Below are 15,283 nucleotides of genomic sequence, written 5' to 3' on the forward strand. Positions count from 1 at the left end.
ATGATCTATTTACGCTGTGGGAAACTCAATTTTGACTTACCCACTTGAAATAGCGAAGAGGCAAAAAATTTCTATTGGTTTTGTCATAATTATCGTTATTCTTCTTTTATTTTTCGGGTTTAATTATCTGAGTTTTAATCAGGATATGAATGATGCAAATGAACGATTGCAGACAAGTGAAATTTTAAAAACAATTTATGGTGATATTGAATACTCTGTACTAGGAGAAGGAAGGCCAGTTCTCATTTTGCATGGAGCCGGAGGTGGTTTTGACTTTGGTCTCTGGTCAGGGAAAGCCTTTTTAAGCGGGAATCATCAGATTATTGCCGTTTCAAGATACGGCTATCTTCATTCACCAATTCCGGAAAATGCATCAATTCAAAACCAGGCTGCACAATATAATCTTCTTCTGGATCATTTGAATCTGTCAAAAGTTGTTGTCGTTGGTGCTTCTGCCGGAGGCCCTTCTGCAATTCAGTTTGCAAATGATTATCCTGAGAAAAGCTCGAAATTGATATTAATATCCGCTGTGAGCAGACCTGAACCAGAGGATGAGGAGGAACCCGCATATATAAAAATTATTCACATAATACAGCAATCAGATTATGCTTACTGGCTCTTTTCTAAATTTGCACAACCTACGATTCTCGATTTAATGGGCGTTCCCAAAGATGTCTATTCAAATTTTACTCCGGAGCAAAAACAACTGGCACAGGAAATGCTGGATGTAATGCATCCAATGACCCAGAGGTATAAAGGGACAATAAATGACGCAGATATGCTTTTTTCCGAAAATATATCCGCTAATAATATTTCATGTCCTGTGCTTATCATGCATGCCAGAGATGATGCATTAGTAAACTATACTCATGCACTGCATTCTCATGAGATTATCAATCAGTCTCAACTCAAATTGTTTGAGACGGGGGGACATGCAATGCTCTCACAAATAAAAGAAGTCAGAGAGGAGATTAACCAATTTCTTTAGTGTCCTGAAAAAATGTTTCGAATTTCATAAATCAAACAAAGGCTATTTAAAGCATTATAATACAAATTGTTCACAAATAATCGATAATTTTTGAATTTTTTTTATAAGAGGGAAAAAATTTTTAGATAGAAAGAGAAGAATCTGAATATTATTAGATACAGGTTTTTTCTTTGTCTTTCATTGTGTGTTCCAAAAGGTTTAGAAAAATTGGAATGATACAAAGATTATGTTTATACTACACACTTAATTCACTCCATAATGTATGTAAACCATTCTGGATTATTCCAGAACGTTTTGCATTATACCATTTTTATAACATTATTTCTGAATTTTCTTTACCATGTTATAAGCAAATTCTTCAGCACGTTTAAAATCTTCAGCATTAGGTCTTCCTTTGTTCATTCCACCAAAAAATTTCAGAAAACTATTCGTGTTAAACCCTTTGCAACTAAATTCATCAATAATAACATATCCTTTCGATTCCAGTTTTTCTCTCATCAGTGAATGATCTTTAGTTGTTTTTGTATCTCCTATAAGTGCTGCAGTTGAAAAAATGAATGCATTACCTTTTGTGACATGTGGAATTGAATCTGCTAAAGAGAGCAGAGATTTATGTAGTTTTCCTCCATATATCCCTGAACCAAACCCGATAAGGTCGTATTCTGATAGTTCTTTCGGATTTATCTCGTGAGGTTTTTTTACTTGTGCATTAAGGACTTTAACAAAGACCTGTGCTATCTTTTCAGTATTATGATGATGATATGAACATACAATCAGGAGAGATTTCATGATTATTCCCTTTTAATTTAATTTCATTCCCTGTTTATGGTGATATTTCATCCGTTTTTTCTTCTCCGGATAAGGGAGGAATATTTCCAAGTTCTGAAACGGTAACTTCCGGATTTCGGTATCTTATCCTTCCTGCCGTCTTATTACCTGCCTGTATTGCCTCTACCGGACAGAGGTGGATACAGGCACAACAGAGTTCGCAATGATGTTTCCAGACCGGCTTTTTATCGACCAGTTCAATATTGTCTGCCGGACAGACTGCTTCACAAATCCCACAGGATGTACACTTGTTACTTACGGAAAATTTTTTATCTTTGTTATGGACACCTGAAATGAACCATGAATACAGAATAGCATGGAGTACAGACCATATGAGTGATCGGTGAAGTGGATGTTTTCTGCACTGTCCAACATCATCAATAATTTTCTGGATATCACTTTCTGCTGATGACAGGATGTTATCTTGTTTTTCTCCGGTTGGAGGTTCGTACATAAGGATATAATTCCCTGGCATCATCACAGAATATCCGGCAGAAAGTCCACGACCTGATTTTCTCCGGATAATATTATCAAGCTGTGCCAGGGTAGATATTCCTCCTCCTCCTCCATTGGTAACAACTGAGAATACATATTTTACCCTGCCCAGGTAAAGGCGATCTACAAAAGAAGCAACCATGGCAGGTAGGCCGGTAAAATAAACCGGACAGATGATACCTACACGATCTGCTTCCGGAACAACATCACATGTAGTATCTTTCATGGATGAGATCGGAACCAGTTTACACTCTTCAAGGGTTGCGGCGATTTTTTTTGCAACGGAAAGTGAATTTCCGGTGCCGGTAAAATAATAAATGATTGTTTTCATCGTTTTTCCCTTTTCCGGTCATAATTTAATCAATTCATATTAAGATGATGATATTCTGGATGTATGATATGATAGCGTTATCTGTTAAATTCTGGTTATTTTTAATACTCTAAAAATTTTCATATGGCAATTTCTCATAATGAGATGAGATATGAAAAAAAATTAGGTTAGGATTCAATTATTCATTAAAAATAGAATTTACGGTTTTATTCCGGAAAGTCCTCTTCTATAACCGGACCTCGTAATTCCGTGATAACTCATTTCGATTATCTTCTCCCGGATTGATTCTCTTTCCTCTTCGGATATTTCATCATATAGGATCTGTTTCCAGAGCCCTGTCATCTCAGCGGCATAACCCGGGCCACGATTCCTGGCATCAATGATAAAATGCCGGATACCAAATTCCATAAGTTCTGAATTTTCATCTATAAGACTATGTTCTTGTGAATTCAGAATATGGGTTCTGCCGGACTTTTCACAATAGAAGGGAAAAGAATATCTTTTTTCATCACGGATTGCAAAAGAATTCCCCTTATTATCAGATGAGAGAGAACAAAGGTTATCCTCTGTTACTGCAGCTTCAATCAGTCCCTGACAACAGACCGCAATATCCGGACCTTCTCCTTGGGAATATCCCAAACACAAAGATCGGATCTCCTGTCCGGAAAGTTCAGGCGAAAGAGTACAGAATTCAAAACCTGAAAAAACTTCAGCTGTTCTGCTGTTTGTGACAGGAAGACCATAGTAGCCGGATACAGAAATCCCGGGAAATTTCTCCAAAAGACATTCACCAATTCCTGGTGAATCAACCATCAGGTGATGAATTCCGGCGGAGATGATATCTTGGAGATCTGTAAGAAATATTTCGAGTTCTTTTTGCCTGATGACTCCGGGGACCATGATCCCAATCTGGCCCGTATATTCCTGAAGAGATGAAATGTCCAATCTGAATGGCTCCCAGACCATGTACACCCGGAAAGAACCATTCTCAAGTGCAGAACGGGCCTCTGAAGCAGAAGTAACAATTGAAATAAGCCGTGAGTCAGATACAGGTATATTCTGAACAGGTGCTTTTTTTCCTGTAATATCATCACATCGTTTCAGAATTCCGGAGATAGATTTTGGTCGGGGAATTCTGGATTTGATGATTGCTTCTTCAGCAGCAAGGAGAATTTCCCGCCGCAGATTATTGAGCACCCTGACCGGGGCAAATAGTCCTTCTTCTCCGGAAATGGAAATATCTGAAAAAGAAAATAGTGTCCCGCCGGTTTTATTCAATTGTTCCCGAACCTGATCCTGAGTGATTGACCGGGTCTTTGCCGGTTCAACTATTTCCTCACTCAGATATTCAAATGAATGGGCATCTGAATTCCAGTCAATTACTGTACCGGTTCCGGATATTTTACCATCCACAGAAAAAATCACCGAACATGAAATCCGAAGAGAACCGAAATATCGCTCATCCGGAGAAGCAAGAAGTGCAGAGATTCTTTTTTCCAGTGCTAATCTTTTTGTGATGCTGACCTCTGCTCCGGGTTTTGGATTGAATGGAGATGGCAATTCAACTATATCTGCTTTCACTACCGGGGTATTTCGGAGAACAAGCCCCTCTTCCCGGTCAATATCCCTGATAACCAGTCCATCACCCTGGTTTGGAATGATAGAAGAAGTAAGTCTGACCTGCACTTTCCCTTTTCGTGCGGATATGACTTTTCCGATAATATATCCCTGGTTTCCTGGATATTCCCTACCCATTACATTTGAAAATGCTGCTCCGGATACATATCCAGTTGTAAACCTGCGGGAAAAAGCAACTGCAAGATCTGCAATATCTTCAGGATCTGGATGAAATGTCCCATTTCGGATGGCATCAAGGGCTTTTCGGTAGATAGATGTCACCGCTCCTACATACTCCGGAGACCGCATCCGACCTTCTATTTTTAAGGCAGCAACAGGGAGATTTACAATCTCCGGAAGAACAGGATACACCGAGAGATCTTTTGTTGAAAGCAGATATTCCGGGTATCCATCGGGCTTTTCATTCTCCAGCCGTCCCCATTGATCCTGAGTTCCACATTCCAGTTGGTATAATTTTCTACACGGCTGGGCACACATCCCCCGGTTCCCACTTCTACCTCCAACAAGAGATGAGAGGAGACAACGGCCGGAATACGCATAACAAAGTGCACCATGTGCAAAGACCTCAAGATCCACATCAAGACCGGATAATGCCTCTGCAATTTCCCGGATCTCTTCCGGGTTAAGTTCCCGGGCAAGAACAATCCTGCTGCATCCCTGATTTGTAGCAAACAAAGATCCGGGAACATTATGGATACCCATCTGGGTGGATGCATGAAGAGTGAGGTCAGGAATGCACTGATGTGCAAGGGCTAAAAGTCCGATATCCTGAATAAGAACCGCGTCTACGCCGATTTTATAAAGATAAACCAGGTACCTGATAGCATCAGGAATTTCATTTTCGGTTATCAGGGTATTAACAGTGACAAAGACCTGGATACCCCGGAGGTGGGCATACCTGACTGCCTGCTCAAGTTCATCATCAGAAAAGTTTGCTGCAAACTGCCTGGCTCCAAACTGCCGGCCTCCAAGATACACGGCATCGGCTCCGGCCGCACAGGCAGCATGAAGAGCCACCGGAGAACCCGCTGGTGCAAGAAGAAGCGGAAGAGAATTATCCATGACCTGAATCAGGACTCCTTAAGAAACCCCGGAAAAATCTTCCTCTGTTCAAGGAGAGCATCCATGAGAACAAGTGCCATCATCGCCTCAGCAACCGGAACAATCCGGACTGCAATACAGGGATCATGCCTGCCATGCACAGAAATATCCCGATTCTCGCCATGAATGTCAATGGTTTTTTGAACCGCCCTTACTGAAGGGGTTGGTTTAATGGTAAGACGAACAAGAATATCCTGTCCGGTGGAGATACCTCCAAGAATCCCGCCGGCATTATTCGAGAGGTACTCTTCCGGAGTCATCTGATCATTATGCTCCGAACCGTTCATGTCTGCAGCCATTGTTCCTGAACCAATCTCCACCGCTTTAACCCCGCCAATTCCCATCATGGCATAAGCAATAAAGGCATCAAGTTTCCCAAATACCGGATCTCCAAGACCTGGAGGACATCCGGAGACGTTAATACTGATGATTCCTCCAACAGAGTCTCCATTGTCGCGGGCTGTACGGATGGCCTTTTCAATGCCTTCGGGTGTTGTTTCACCATGTACCTGTAGAAGATGTCCAAAAATGCGGATTCCATATTGTGCAAGATACAGAGTGGCAACTCCACCGGCTGCGACCCGTGCTGCAGTCTCTCTGCCGGAACTTCGACCTCCACCCCGATGGTCACGGATTCCATATTTCTCCATATATCCCCGGTCAGCATGACCCGGACGAAAGAGTTCTCTTAACTCATCATAATCCGTTGACCTCATCGAGGTATTCTGAATCAGAAGACATATCGGAGTCCCAAGGGTTTTTCCTTCAAAAACTCCGGATAGAATCTGCACCCTGTCTGCTTCTTTCCGGGGAGTTACAAGGTCGCTCTGACCCGGCTTTCTCTTATCAAGGAATGGCTGGATGTCTGATTCAGACAAGGAAAACCCGGGAGGACATCCATCAATGACAACTCCAATTGCTACCCCATGGCTCTCCCCAAAGGTTGTTATCCGGAAATTCCTGCCAAACGTATTCAAGAAAGCATCTCCCGAAGCCGGATAATTGGTGTATCAATTCCGGTAAGGATCCGAAACTGCTCTGCAAGCTGATGGATAAACATCTCCGTTCCTGGAATAACTGAGCATCCGGCCTGAAGAGCAGCCTGAAGAAGGGGAGTATCTCGAGGAGTATAAACAAGGTCAAAAACTTTCATCTCCGGCTTTAAGACAGATGCAGGGATAGGAAGGTGGGGATTTGAACTCATTCCAACCGGGGTTGTATTAATGATGAGATCCGGTGAAAACTTTTCGACCTGGTCAAGTGTTCCGGTTTCGGCTCCGCTTTTTCTTGCAAGAGACTTCGCCCTTTCAGGAGAACGATTCAGGATAACCGGCCTGAATCCTCGCATTGAAACGGCATATACCGCTGCTGCTGCAGCACCACCTGCTCCAAGGATAACCGCAGTATCACCTTCTGTGCCCTCAAGCGGCCGATAGATACCTTTCCAATCGGTATTAAATCCGAATTTCTCATCTTCCAGGATGAGAACAGTATTTACCGCACCAATATTCTCTGCATCATGCTTGATTTCATCAAGATGGGGAATAATTGTCTCTTTATGGGGAATTGTAACCGAAAGACCCCGGACTCCTGTTCCGGTGAGTGACGACAAGAAAACACCCGGATCTTTCTGTTCAAACCAGGTATAATGGGCAGGCATCCCGTAATCTGCAAACAGGTGATTATAGATTACAGGACTTTTACTATGCATCGCAGGGTGTCCGAGTATGCCATAAAGATAATAGTCAGTATCACCGGAGATTTTCTTTAGATGCACCTTTTCCCGGTCAGGAACCGGAGTTTTTATCACTCCGGCTAACAAGGATTTTCTTTTTTCAGGGAGACAAATGCCACGGGTAATTTTATCCAGAATGAGTGATGCTGCCTGTTTTGCAGAGGTGGAACTGGTATTGATAACAAAATCGGCGGCACTCCGATAGAGGGGCATCCGTTCCTCAAGAACGGTATCTATCTCCTTTTCAGGTGGCTGACCGGTCAAAGATGGGCGGCTTGTCTTTGCAATTCTCCGGGCAATCACTTCATTTTTCGAAGTTAAAAGCACAACAAAACTATTCATCCGGAGCATCCGGACATTTTCAGGATGAAGAACCGCTCCTCCTCCTGTGCTGATAATTCCGGCCCCTGAAGGAATTCTGGCAATAACATGCTGCTCTATCTCCCGAAATCCCGCCTCTCCTTCGGACTCGAATATTTCCGGTATTTTCTTTCCGGTTGCATCTTCAATGAGCTGATCTGTATCAATGTGAACCTGCCCGGTGATGCTGGAGAGAGCTTTTCCAATACTGCTCTTTCCGGTTCCCCGGTACCCGATCAACACGATACGGCGTCTTGCCATATCCGTCGTAATTCCTCCCAGAACTCTGGATAAGATTTTGTCACGCATCCTGCATCAAGGATTGTGACATCTCCTACATAACATCCAAGTACTGCAAAACTCATTGCAGTCCTGTGATCATTTTCCGGATGAATAACACCCCCATGCAGCGGTGTAGGGTGAATGGTAATGGCATCCTCCTCAACACTGACATTGCCCCCGAGCGCCGTAAGACCATTTGCAATTGCTGCAATCCGGTCACTCTCTTTCATCCGGAGGTGATGCACCCCGGTTATTCGGGTGGGTGAATCCGCAACCGCGGCAACCATGCAGACCGTCTGGACCACATCCGGACAATCAGCCATATTCACCTCAATTCCCCGGAGAGGGATGTTACGATCACGGGTAAGGGTAATTCCATCTTCATTGTCTGTAATGCTGCACCCTATATTCCTCAAAATGTCCAGGAGTCTTCTATCTCCCTGGGCAGAATGAGAATTTAGTCCGGAAACGGTTGCAAAACCGCCACAGATTGCAGCAAGAGCAAACCAGTATGAGGCAGATGAAAAATCACCTTCAATGGTATACCGGCGCTCTTGATAGTGGTGGTTTGTCGAAACAGAAAAAATTGTCTCACCATCAAGACCATCATCCACAAAAACCTCCGCTCCGAATGCCTGCATGCTGTCAATAGTCATCATGATATACGGAAGGGAAACGGGTTCTCCAAGCAGGTGAATTCGGGTATTTTCCGCAGCATATGGAGCAGCAATAAGGAGAGAGGAGATAAACTGGCTTGAGATACTTCCATCAATGGTGATGTCTCCTCCGGAGAATGTTCCATCAATACTGACCGGTGGGCAACCGGGTTTTTTCAGATACCTGATATTTCCGCCTACGGCATTCAGGGCATCGATGAGTGGGCCAAGAGGACGCTCCTGCATCCTTTTACTTCCGGTTAATGTGACAGGACCATCGGCAAGGAGGGATAACGCCGTAAGTAAACGCATGGATGTTCCGGAATCCTGGATATCAATATCATCAGCCGGAGCTGTAAGGTGACCCCCCATGCCCCTGACGCGAATACATTCCCGGCACCATTCAAGACGAACACCAAGGTTCATCAGTGCCCGTGCAGTCATCCTGGTATCATCTGCATCAAGTTGGCCGATAATTTCTGATTCTCCATCAGCCAGAGCAGCAATAATCAATGCCCGGTGAGTATAACTTTTCGATGCCGGTGCAACACAGGAAATAGAGACTTTGCCACATCTGCCGATGTTCATCTGCATGGAAACTCTCCGAGAACCTGATAACAACCAAGATGCTTTATCCGGGTAATCCTGCTTATCTTTTCTATCGCTTCCATCCATGCTCCTTCACATTGAATATCAATGAAAAAGACGTAATTACCCATACAGCGTTTTGATGGCCGTGATTCTATCCGGGTCAGGTTCACTTTGGAATCCTTAAAGGGAGAGAGCAAGTCATAGAGCAGTCCTGCCCGGTTTTCGCCAGGATCCGCGATAATGCTGCACTTTTGCGGATATGCATCAGTTCCCTTAATGCTGCTGATAACAATGAACCGGGTAATATTATCAAGATTGTTCTCGATATTCCGGTCAATTATCGGAATTTCATACCTCTTTGCAAGTGATTCAGAGATGATTGCCGCAGAATTTGCCCGTTCCTTCTGGGCCTGTCCACTTGCTGCATTACTCTCGGTATGAATAACCGGAAGACCTAAGGAATCAATGTATTTACTACATTGTTCATGGCTCTGGGGATGAGCAAAGATAACTGAAATCTGATCCTTTGGGGTATCGGCAGCAAAGGAATGATGAACCGGAAGGTATGCTTCTTTGGTGATGTAGAGTTCATGCTGCATCAGTCCGTCCATGGTTGCAGTAACACCGCCTGCTTCACTGTTTTCAAGGGGAACAAGACCGGATATTCCAGTCTTTGCAACCTCTAAAAATACTCTCCCAATTGAGGGCATCAGGATGATATCATCATCCATCTTCTGCGCCAGGTCATGAGAAAAAGTTCCTTCCGGACCAAGCGTAATCAGAGTCAAGGTTTCACCATCGCCTGGATAAGTTTATCCGTCTCTTTCAGGGCCTGGGAACAGAACGGGCCGAACCATTCACGGGATGAGAGAAATTCGTCAGTAAATGCATCAATGTCGCCATTTGTTACCATCTCAATTATCTCGTCAGCGGTCTCTCTGCAGGTCTTTAGAACCGACGGAACACTCGGATTCATGCACAGAATATCTGCATAAAGTCCGGGGTTTTGTGAGAGCAGTCTTCCGGCTATTCCGGTCTCTATTCGGTATACCGGACTCATATACACCTCAGTATCCTCCGGAGAAATTCCAAGTCTTCTCATCGTTCCGGCAAGAAGAATTGCCTTAAAATGTGTAAGACCCTGTATTACGGCCATCATCCGGTCATGCTCCTCAGGCGTGGTCCGGGTAACCCGTGCCCCCTGACTGGTAAAAATCTCCTCAAAGAACCGGATATCCTCTTCATCACATCGTGCAGGGGTTGCAACGATGGTCTGGCCCAGAATGGTTCCGACCGTCGGACCAAACATCGGGTGAAACCCGATGACACGAGCCTTTGATGTAAGCATTGCACGGACCGGATCTACTTTAAGTGAGGTCAGATCTACCAGAATCTGCCCTTCAGTGAGAAGCGGAGATATTTCTTCGATGATTCGGATGGTATCTCTGATTGGAACCGATACCATGACAACATCAGCCAGACGGCAGATATCCTCACGGGTAACTTCTGTTGTCCTTCCGGATATGAGCACCTCATGGCCGGCTCCGGAAAAAACCTGTGAAAAGAGGCTGCCCATGCCTCCGGTCCCTCCGATGATCCCGATTTTCATGTTATTTCTCAATGATGGTCTCATCAATGGCCATGCCAAAATGCCGGCCTCCGCTCTCTATTCTTCCAAGGATAATATCTCCGGGTTTCAGAGAAGTTACTGAAACTGCCGAGTTATCCGGCCGAACCAGCCGGATGGTTTCTGCATTCTGAAGGATGACTGATAGTTTCTGACCATCACATTCAGCCTCTACTAAAAAGAGCGGTCTTCGCTCAATCTTGACCCGGCCGACCGTAGCTTCCCGGCATGTTCCGTTTCCATGAACAATGCTCACCCGGTCACCTGCTTTCAGGTCAGCAAGATATGCCGTCTTTCCATCGGTAACCTGCACGTATGCATGGACTCCTCCTGCATTTACCCGAAATGGCCGGGGAGCCACATACGGGTTTACGAGGGTCTCGGCATGGACCAGGAAAAAACCGGATGATGTATTTCCTACCAGCATTCCTTCCCCGTCAGTCATGAGAGAACACGTATCCACACAGACTCGCTCCCCCATACCAGCAGGTTTTACCCCGGTAACCGTAAGGCGGTGGAGTTCTTTTCCACATGACCCGGACTGTGCCATCTTCGCAACATTCCGGATGAGATCCGGATTATCAGTCTGGATAAGAACTCCGGCAACTCCTTTTTCAAGGACAGTAAATGCCTGCTCTGCCTCTTCAATGGTTGAGACCGCAGCGATGACATTGTTTCCACATGCAGCCAGATTTTCAAGGGGAATAACCGTCCAGTCAGATGTATGGACAATAATCCGTTCGGTCTTTGCAGCTTCCATCGCAAGAGCCTGATCTTCAGTATTCCCGATGGTAACCTCCCGGATATCCTTATCCAGAACCAGGTCACCATCCGGAGCGATAACGAGGATTTTTCCAAGTTCTCTGATTGGTCCTGCCAAATCTGCGATTACTCCATCAGCTCCGGATTCAAGGGCAGCAATTGCAAGTTCTTTGTCCCATGGCCGGAGATCCACAAATACCTGTTTCATAATCCCTCAGATATTCTCAGGTTTTACCCCTTCATGAACTACTTTTGATACATTTGACACGAATTTTGCAACATTATCCCGCTGGAATGCATTCCTTCCCATGCAGACACCGGCACATTTTGCAAAGTGAACAGCATCATAGATGGAATGGTAGGTGTCAATATCCTCGCCCTTTTCTCCTCCGGCAATAAAAACCGGAATTGATGATGCTTTTACAATCTTTGCAAAAGATTCAGGATCTCCGGTGTAGTTGGTCTTTACAAGGTCGGCTCCGAGCTCTTCTGCTACTCTGACCGCATGCCCGACATGACGGGGATCAGTCGGGTTGATACCATTACCACGCGGGTAAATCATAGCCAGAAGAGGTATTCCCCACCGGTTACAATCACGGACTACCTGCCCGGCAGATTCCATCATTTTTGATTCCTGGATGGCTCCAAGATTTATATGGATAGATACCGCATCAGCACCAAGGGATACTGCTTCCTCAACGGTGCAGATTAATACCTTGTCGTTTGGGTCAGGATTCATGCTTGTTCCGGCGGAAAGATGAATAATAAGACCGATGTCCCGTCCTTTTCTTCGGTGACCCGGGCGTACTAGCCCTTTATGAAGAATTATGGCGTTGGCACCTCCGTCAGAGACTTCCGCAATCGTTTCGGTCATGTTTAAAAGACCATCTATCTGTCCCAGGGTCATTCCGTGATCCATCGGAATGATGACCGCTTTTCCAGTGTTCCGGTCCATTATCCGTTCAATACGAATCTCCTTTCCGATCATATCATCCCTCCTTTGAGCATCTCATTGACTTCAACAGCAGAGAGTCCTTCATGGACAATTTTCGCACAGGCACGAACAAATGCTGCAGGATTCTCGTGCTGGAATGCATTCCGGCCGATGGATAGACCAGCAGCTCCTCCTTCCATGGACCCTTCGATGAGTTCAAGGGTCGTAAGATCATCTGTCTTTGACCCTCCTGCAACCACCACCGGAACCGGACATCCCTTCGTGACTTCACGGAATGTGTCCGGATCTCCGGTGTAGTTGGTCTTTACAAGGTCAGCCCCCAGTTCTGCGGCAACACGGGCCGCAAGACTTACATGTTCCACGGCGTGTTCATCCTTAATGTTCCGGCCCCGTGGGTACATCATGGCAAGAAGCGGGACTCCCCATTCCATGCATTCGATTGATACATGACCAAGGTCGGCCAGCATCTGGGCCTCCGAGTCCGCCCCGATATTTACATGCATGGATACTGCATCTGCCCCCATTTTCAGGGCATTTGTTACAGAGTTTATGAGCACTTTCTCATTTGGATCCGGACCAATGGCTGTTGATGCAGAGAGATGCAGGATAAGCCCCACATCGTGACCTCGCTGCCTGTGCCCATGCAGGGCAAGTCCGACATGCCCGAGAACTGCATTTGCTCCACCTTCCGCAACTGAATTTACCGCATCAGGAAGTTCCACCAGACCCGCAATCGGCCCCAGGGTTACCCCATGGTCCATCGGGACTATTATGGTCTTTCTTGTGTTACGGTTCATGATTCTTTCAAGTCTGATATCTTTACCTCTCATACAAATCACTCCATTTTTGGTACGAGTGATTACTCAGTACCAGAAAAACTGGAAAAAGCTAAAAAAAGACGAAAAATAGCGATAAGCGAATGATCTAACTGACAATTCGGATAACAGTCTGGCGGAAGCTATGCTGCAGTTTTTTGCAGATACCATCTCCTCCACACAGTTTGTCATGATCAGGAGTCAATATGACCGAAGATAAAGGTTTCGATATCGTGCCATGATATGGCATGACATGGACATCAACATCGTAGTAATTACTCAAACCACGCACACAAAAAATGAAAGTTACTTCTTTGCCTTCTTAATACGAATGACGTCCCCCATAGTGGTGGTCATTCGTGCATGATGAAGGTCAGTCGGTTCAGAGGACGTATCGTCAAGAAGACGAATGTCCAGTGTTTTTTCAAGTTTTTTCCGAACTTCATCTTCCGGAATCAGTTCACCTTTTTCCAGTTTTTTTACCAGAAGTTCACGTTCCATCATCGCAAGGGCAAGATCTTTCTGGGTCATCCCCAGCTTCATCCGTGCATCACGTATCCGGTCAGGATAATCTTCTACCAGGTCGCCACCCATCTGGTCAAACAGGTCTCTGGAGCGTTGGACAGCAGGTTTTGCCTGGGACTGAAATCCGGAAGATTTCACGGATTGTGCTGCAGATGATCGTGGAGCTGCTCCCTGTACTTCAGTACCGTATTTAGCACAGGCATTACAGACTAAGAGCTCGGTCCCTTCGATCTTGATCCTCTTCAAAGGGCCTTTGGCTTCTGCGCCGCACATTTCACACTGCATTTTCGCAAACATCATATAGTCACTTACCCCTATATACCTGATTGATCAGATGGCAGAAGCAACCCGCCACACAGATGATATGAAGACTCCTGAGGAGCTCTATCGGTACTTAGTCGACCGGGTTGCAGGAATGGAATCGCAAAACCAGGAATTAAAGGAGCAGATCCGTCAACTGGAGTCAGATAAGCGATATATCGAGACTCAGAAGATCAGATATGAGCGGGAAGTTCGTAAGCTGAAAAGTGAAATCGAACACCTGAAAACACCTCCGCTCATTGTGGGCACCGTCACTGACATCATAGATCCCGGACGCGTTGTTGTCCGGTCAAGTGCGGGGCCAAGGTTCCTGGTCCGGGTATCCCAGTCCGTAAACCCGGATGTGCTCAAAGCTGGTGCCAGATGCACTCTCAACCAGCAGTCTCTGGCGATTGTGGAAGTTCTTCCAAGTACCTATGATTCGCAAGTGTATGGGATGGAACTGGTAGATGCACCATCGGAGACTTATGAAGATATTGGCGGTCTTGAAAAGCAGATCATGGAGATTCGTGAAGCGGTAGAGCTTCCGATGACAAGACCAGATCTCTTTGAAAAGATAGGTATCAATCCACCTAAAGGGGTTCTTCTGTACGGCCCTCCCGGAACAGGAAAAACCCTTCTGGCCAAGGCTGTAGCACATGAGACTCATGCGATATTCCTGCATACCGTAGGTTCAGAACTGGTACAGAAGTATATTGGAGAAGGAGCAAGACTGGTACGGGAATTATTCGACCTTGCCAAGGAAAAAGCCCCTTCCATCATCTTTATTGATGAAATAGATGCTATCGGAGCATCACGCACTGAAGCAATGACTTCCGGAGACAGGGAAGTCCAGCGTACACTCATGCAGCTTCTGGCTGCAATGGACGGTTTTGAACAGAGAGGAGACGTAAAGATAATCGGAGCAACCAACCGTATTGACATCCTGGATGCAGCCCTCCTGCGTCCCGGGCGGTTTGACCGGATTATCGAGATTCCTCTGCCGGATGCCAATGGGAGATACTCAATCCTCAAGGTTCATACCCGCAACATGAATCTTGCCGATGATGTCAACATGATGGAAATTGCACAGATGACGGATGGAAGAAACGGAGCTGACCTGAATGCAATCTGTATGGAAGCAGGGATGTTTGCTATCAGGAAAGAACATTCACAGGTCTCTCATGAAGACTTCCTCAACGCATTGAATAAATTCAGGTATGACTTTGAGAAAGATCAGCGGCTTATTGCTGCTGGTGCAATGTTTGCCTAGACCTTCTTTTTTTTGTTTTTT

The 15,283-nt window shown here is 45.4% G+C and carries 14 protein-coding genes; 2 read left to right on the forward strand and 12 right to left on the reverse strand.

Annotated elements, in window-relative coordinates:
• Nucleotides 1–145: 145 nt before the first annotated feature.
• Entirely contained in the window at nucleotides 146–988 is an 843-nt protein-coding gene (locus tag DLD82_RS07590) for an alpha/beta fold hydrolase (RefSeq protein WP_109940643.1), read from the forward strand.
• Nucleotides 989–1,306: 318 nt separating this feature from the next.
• On the opposite strand, the gene DLD82_RS07595 is transcribed toward DLD82_RS07590, so the two are convergent.
• The 12 genes from DLD82_RS07595 to DLD82_RS07650 all read right to left on the reverse strand — a co-directional run bounded on the left by DLD82_RS07595 (nucleotide 1,307) and on the right by DLD82_RS07650 (nucleotide 13,989).
• Nucleotides 1,307–1,777, reverse strand: coding sequence for a flavodoxin family protein (locus DLD82_RS07595; RefSeq protein ID WP_109940515.1), 471 nt, complete (start codon nucleotides 1,775–1,777; stop codon nucleotides 1,307–1,309).
• A 34-nt stretch (nucleotides 1,778–1,811) separates the two neighbouring features.
• A complete protein-coding gene (locus tag DLD82_RS07600; protein WP_109940516.1) occupies nucleotides 1,812–2,642 on the reverse strand; it encodes an EFR1 family ferrodoxin in 831 nt (276 codons plus the stop codon).
• Nucleotides 2,643–2,840: 198 nt separating this feature from the next.
• Nucleotides 2,841–5,342 (reverse strand): U32 family peptidase, encoded by a 2,502-nt coding sequence (locus DLD82_RS07605; protein WP_109940517.1) that lies wholly within the window; start codon nucleotides 5,340–5,342, stop codon nucleotides 2,841–2,843.
• A gap of 8 nt (nucleotides 5,343–5,350) precedes the next feature.
• Nucleotides 5,351–6,358 (reverse strand): chorismate synthase, encoded by a 1,008-nt coding sequence (locus tag DLD82_RS07610; RefSeq protein WP_109940518.1) that lies wholly within the window; start codon nucleotides 6,356–6,358, stop codon nucleotides 5,351–5,353.
• On the reverse strand, nucleotides 6,355–7,737 hold the full coding sequence (gene aroE / locus DLD82_RS07615) for a shikimate dehydrogenase (protein ID WP_181391314.1): 1,383 nt from the start codon (nucleotides 7,735–7,737) through the stop codon (nucleotides 6,355–6,357). Before aroE ends, DLD82_RS07610 begins: the two co-directional genes overlap by 4 nt.
• A complete protein-coding gene (gene aroA / locus DLD82_RS07620; protein ID WP_109940520.1) occupies nucleotides 7,713–9,008 on the reverse strand; it encodes a 3-phosphoshikimate 1-carboxyvinyltransferase in 1,296 nt (431 codons plus the stop codon). The genes aroE and aroA overlap by 25 nt, the downstream gene beginning before the upstream one ends.
• The gene (locus DLD82_RS07625) at nucleotides 8,999–9,793 is read right to left on the reverse strand and encodes a prephenate dehydratase (protein WP_109940521.1); all 795 of its coding nucleotides are present in this window, start codon (nucleotides 9,791–9,793) and stop codon (nucleotides 8,999–9,001) included. Before DLD82_RS07625 ends, aroA begins: the two co-directional genes overlap by 10 nt.
• Nucleotides 9,790–10,614, reverse strand: coding sequence for a prephenate dehydrogenase/arogenate dehydrogenase family protein (locus tag DLD82_RS07630; protein ID WP_109940522.1), 825 nt, complete (start codon nucleotides 10,612–10,614; stop codon nucleotides 9,790–9,792). Before DLD82_RS07630 ends, DLD82_RS07625 begins: the two co-directional genes overlap by 4 nt.
• 1 nt (nucleotide 10,615) lies before the next feature.
• Nucleotides 10,616–11,602, reverse strand: coding sequence for a 3-dehydroquinate synthase II (locus tag DLD82_RS07635; RefSeq protein ID WP_109940523.1), 987 nt, complete (start codon nucleotides 11,600–11,602; stop codon nucleotides 10,616–10,618).
• Nucleotides 11,603–11,608: 6 nt separating this feature from the next.
• Complete coding sequence (locus tag DLD82_RS07640) at nucleotides 11,609–12,382, reverse strand: 2-amino-3,7-dideoxy-D-threo-hept-6-ulosonate synthase (RefSeq protein WP_109940524.1); 774 nt, start codon at nucleotides 12,380–12,382, stop codon at nucleotides 11,609–11,611.
• Complete coding sequence (locus tag DLD82_RS07645; protein ID WP_109940525.1) at nucleotides 12,379–13,179, reverse strand: 2-amino-3,7-dideoxy-D-threo-hept-6-ulosonate synthase; 801 nt, start codon at nucleotides 13,177–13,179, stop codon at nucleotides 12,379–12,381. The genes DLD82_RS07640 and DLD82_RS07645 overlap by 4 nt, the downstream gene beginning before the upstream one ends.
• A 291-nt stretch (nucleotides 13,180–13,470) precedes the next feature.
• On the reverse strand, nucleotides 13,471–13,989 hold the full coding sequence (locus tag DLD82_RS07650) for a multiprotein bridging factor aMBF1 (RefSeq protein ID WP_109940526.1): 519 nt from the start codon (nucleotides 13,987–13,989) through the stop codon (nucleotides 13,471–13,473).
• 34 nt (nucleotides 13,990–14,023) lie between these two features.
• On the opposite strand from DLD82_RS07650, the gene DLD82_RS07655 reads away from it, so the two are divergent.
• The gene (locus tag DLD82_RS07655) at nucleotides 14,024–15,262 is read left to right on the forward strand and encodes a proteasome-activating nucleotidase (protein ID WP_109940527.1); all 1,239 of its coding nucleotides are present in this window, start codon (nucleotides 14,024–14,026) and stop codon (nucleotides 15,260–15,262) included.
• Nucleotides 15,263–15,283 lie beyond the last annotated feature (21 nt).

It is taken from the genome of Methanospirillum stamsii (assembly GCF_003173335.1).
GTDB classification, from domain to species: Archaea; Halobacteriota; Methanomicrobia; order Methanomicrobiales; family Methanospirillaceae; genus Methanospirillum; species Methanospirillum stamsii.

Coding starts and splice junctions, on each gene's coding strand:
- DLD82_RS07645 (WP_109940525.1), bottom strand. CDS start 13,179: ATGAGAGGTAAAGATATCAGACTTGAAAGAATCATGAACCGTAACACA.
- DLD82_RS07635 (WP_109940523.1), bottom strand. CDS start 11,602: ATGAAACAGGTATTTGTGGATCTCCGGCCATGGGACAAAGAACTTGCA.
- aroA (WP_109940520.1), bottom strand. CDS start 9,008: ATGCAGATGAACATCGGCAGATGTGGCAAAGTCTCTATTTCCTGTGTT.
- aroE (WP_181391314.1), bottom strand. CDS start 7,737: ATGGCAAGACGCCGTATCGTGTTGATCGGGTACCGGGGAACCGGAAAG.
- DLD82_RS07640 (WP_109940524.1), bottom strand. CDS start 12,382: ATGATCGGAAAGGAGATTCGTATTGAACGGATAATGGACCGGAACACT.
- DLD82_RS07655 (WP_109940527.1), top strand. CDS start 14,024: ATGGCAGAAGCAACCCGCCACACAGATGATATGAAGACTCCTGAGGAG.
- DLD82_RS07595 (WP_109940515.1), bottom strand. CDS start 1,777: ATGAAATCTCTCCTGATTGTATGTTCATATCATCATCATAATACTGAA.
- DLD82_RS07650 (WP_109940526.1), bottom strand. CDS start 13,989: ATGATGTTTGCGAAAATGCAGTGTGAAATGTGCGGCGCAGAAGCCAAA.
- DLD82_RS07630 (WP_109940522.1), bottom strand. CDS start 10,614: ATGAAAATCGGGATCATCGGAGGGACCGGAGGCATGGGCAGCCTCTTT.
- DLD82_RS07600 (WP_109940516.1), bottom strand. CDS start 2,642: ATGAAAACAATCATTTATTATTTTACCGGCACCGGAAATTCACTTTCC.
- DLD82_RS07590 (WP_109940643.1), top strand. CDS start 146: ATGAATGATGCAAATGAACGATTGCAGACAAGTGAAATTTTAAAAACA.
- DLD82_RS07605 (WP_109940517.1), bottom strand. CDS start 5,342: ATGGATAATTCTCTTCCGCTTCTTCTTGCACCAGCGGGTTCTCCGGTG.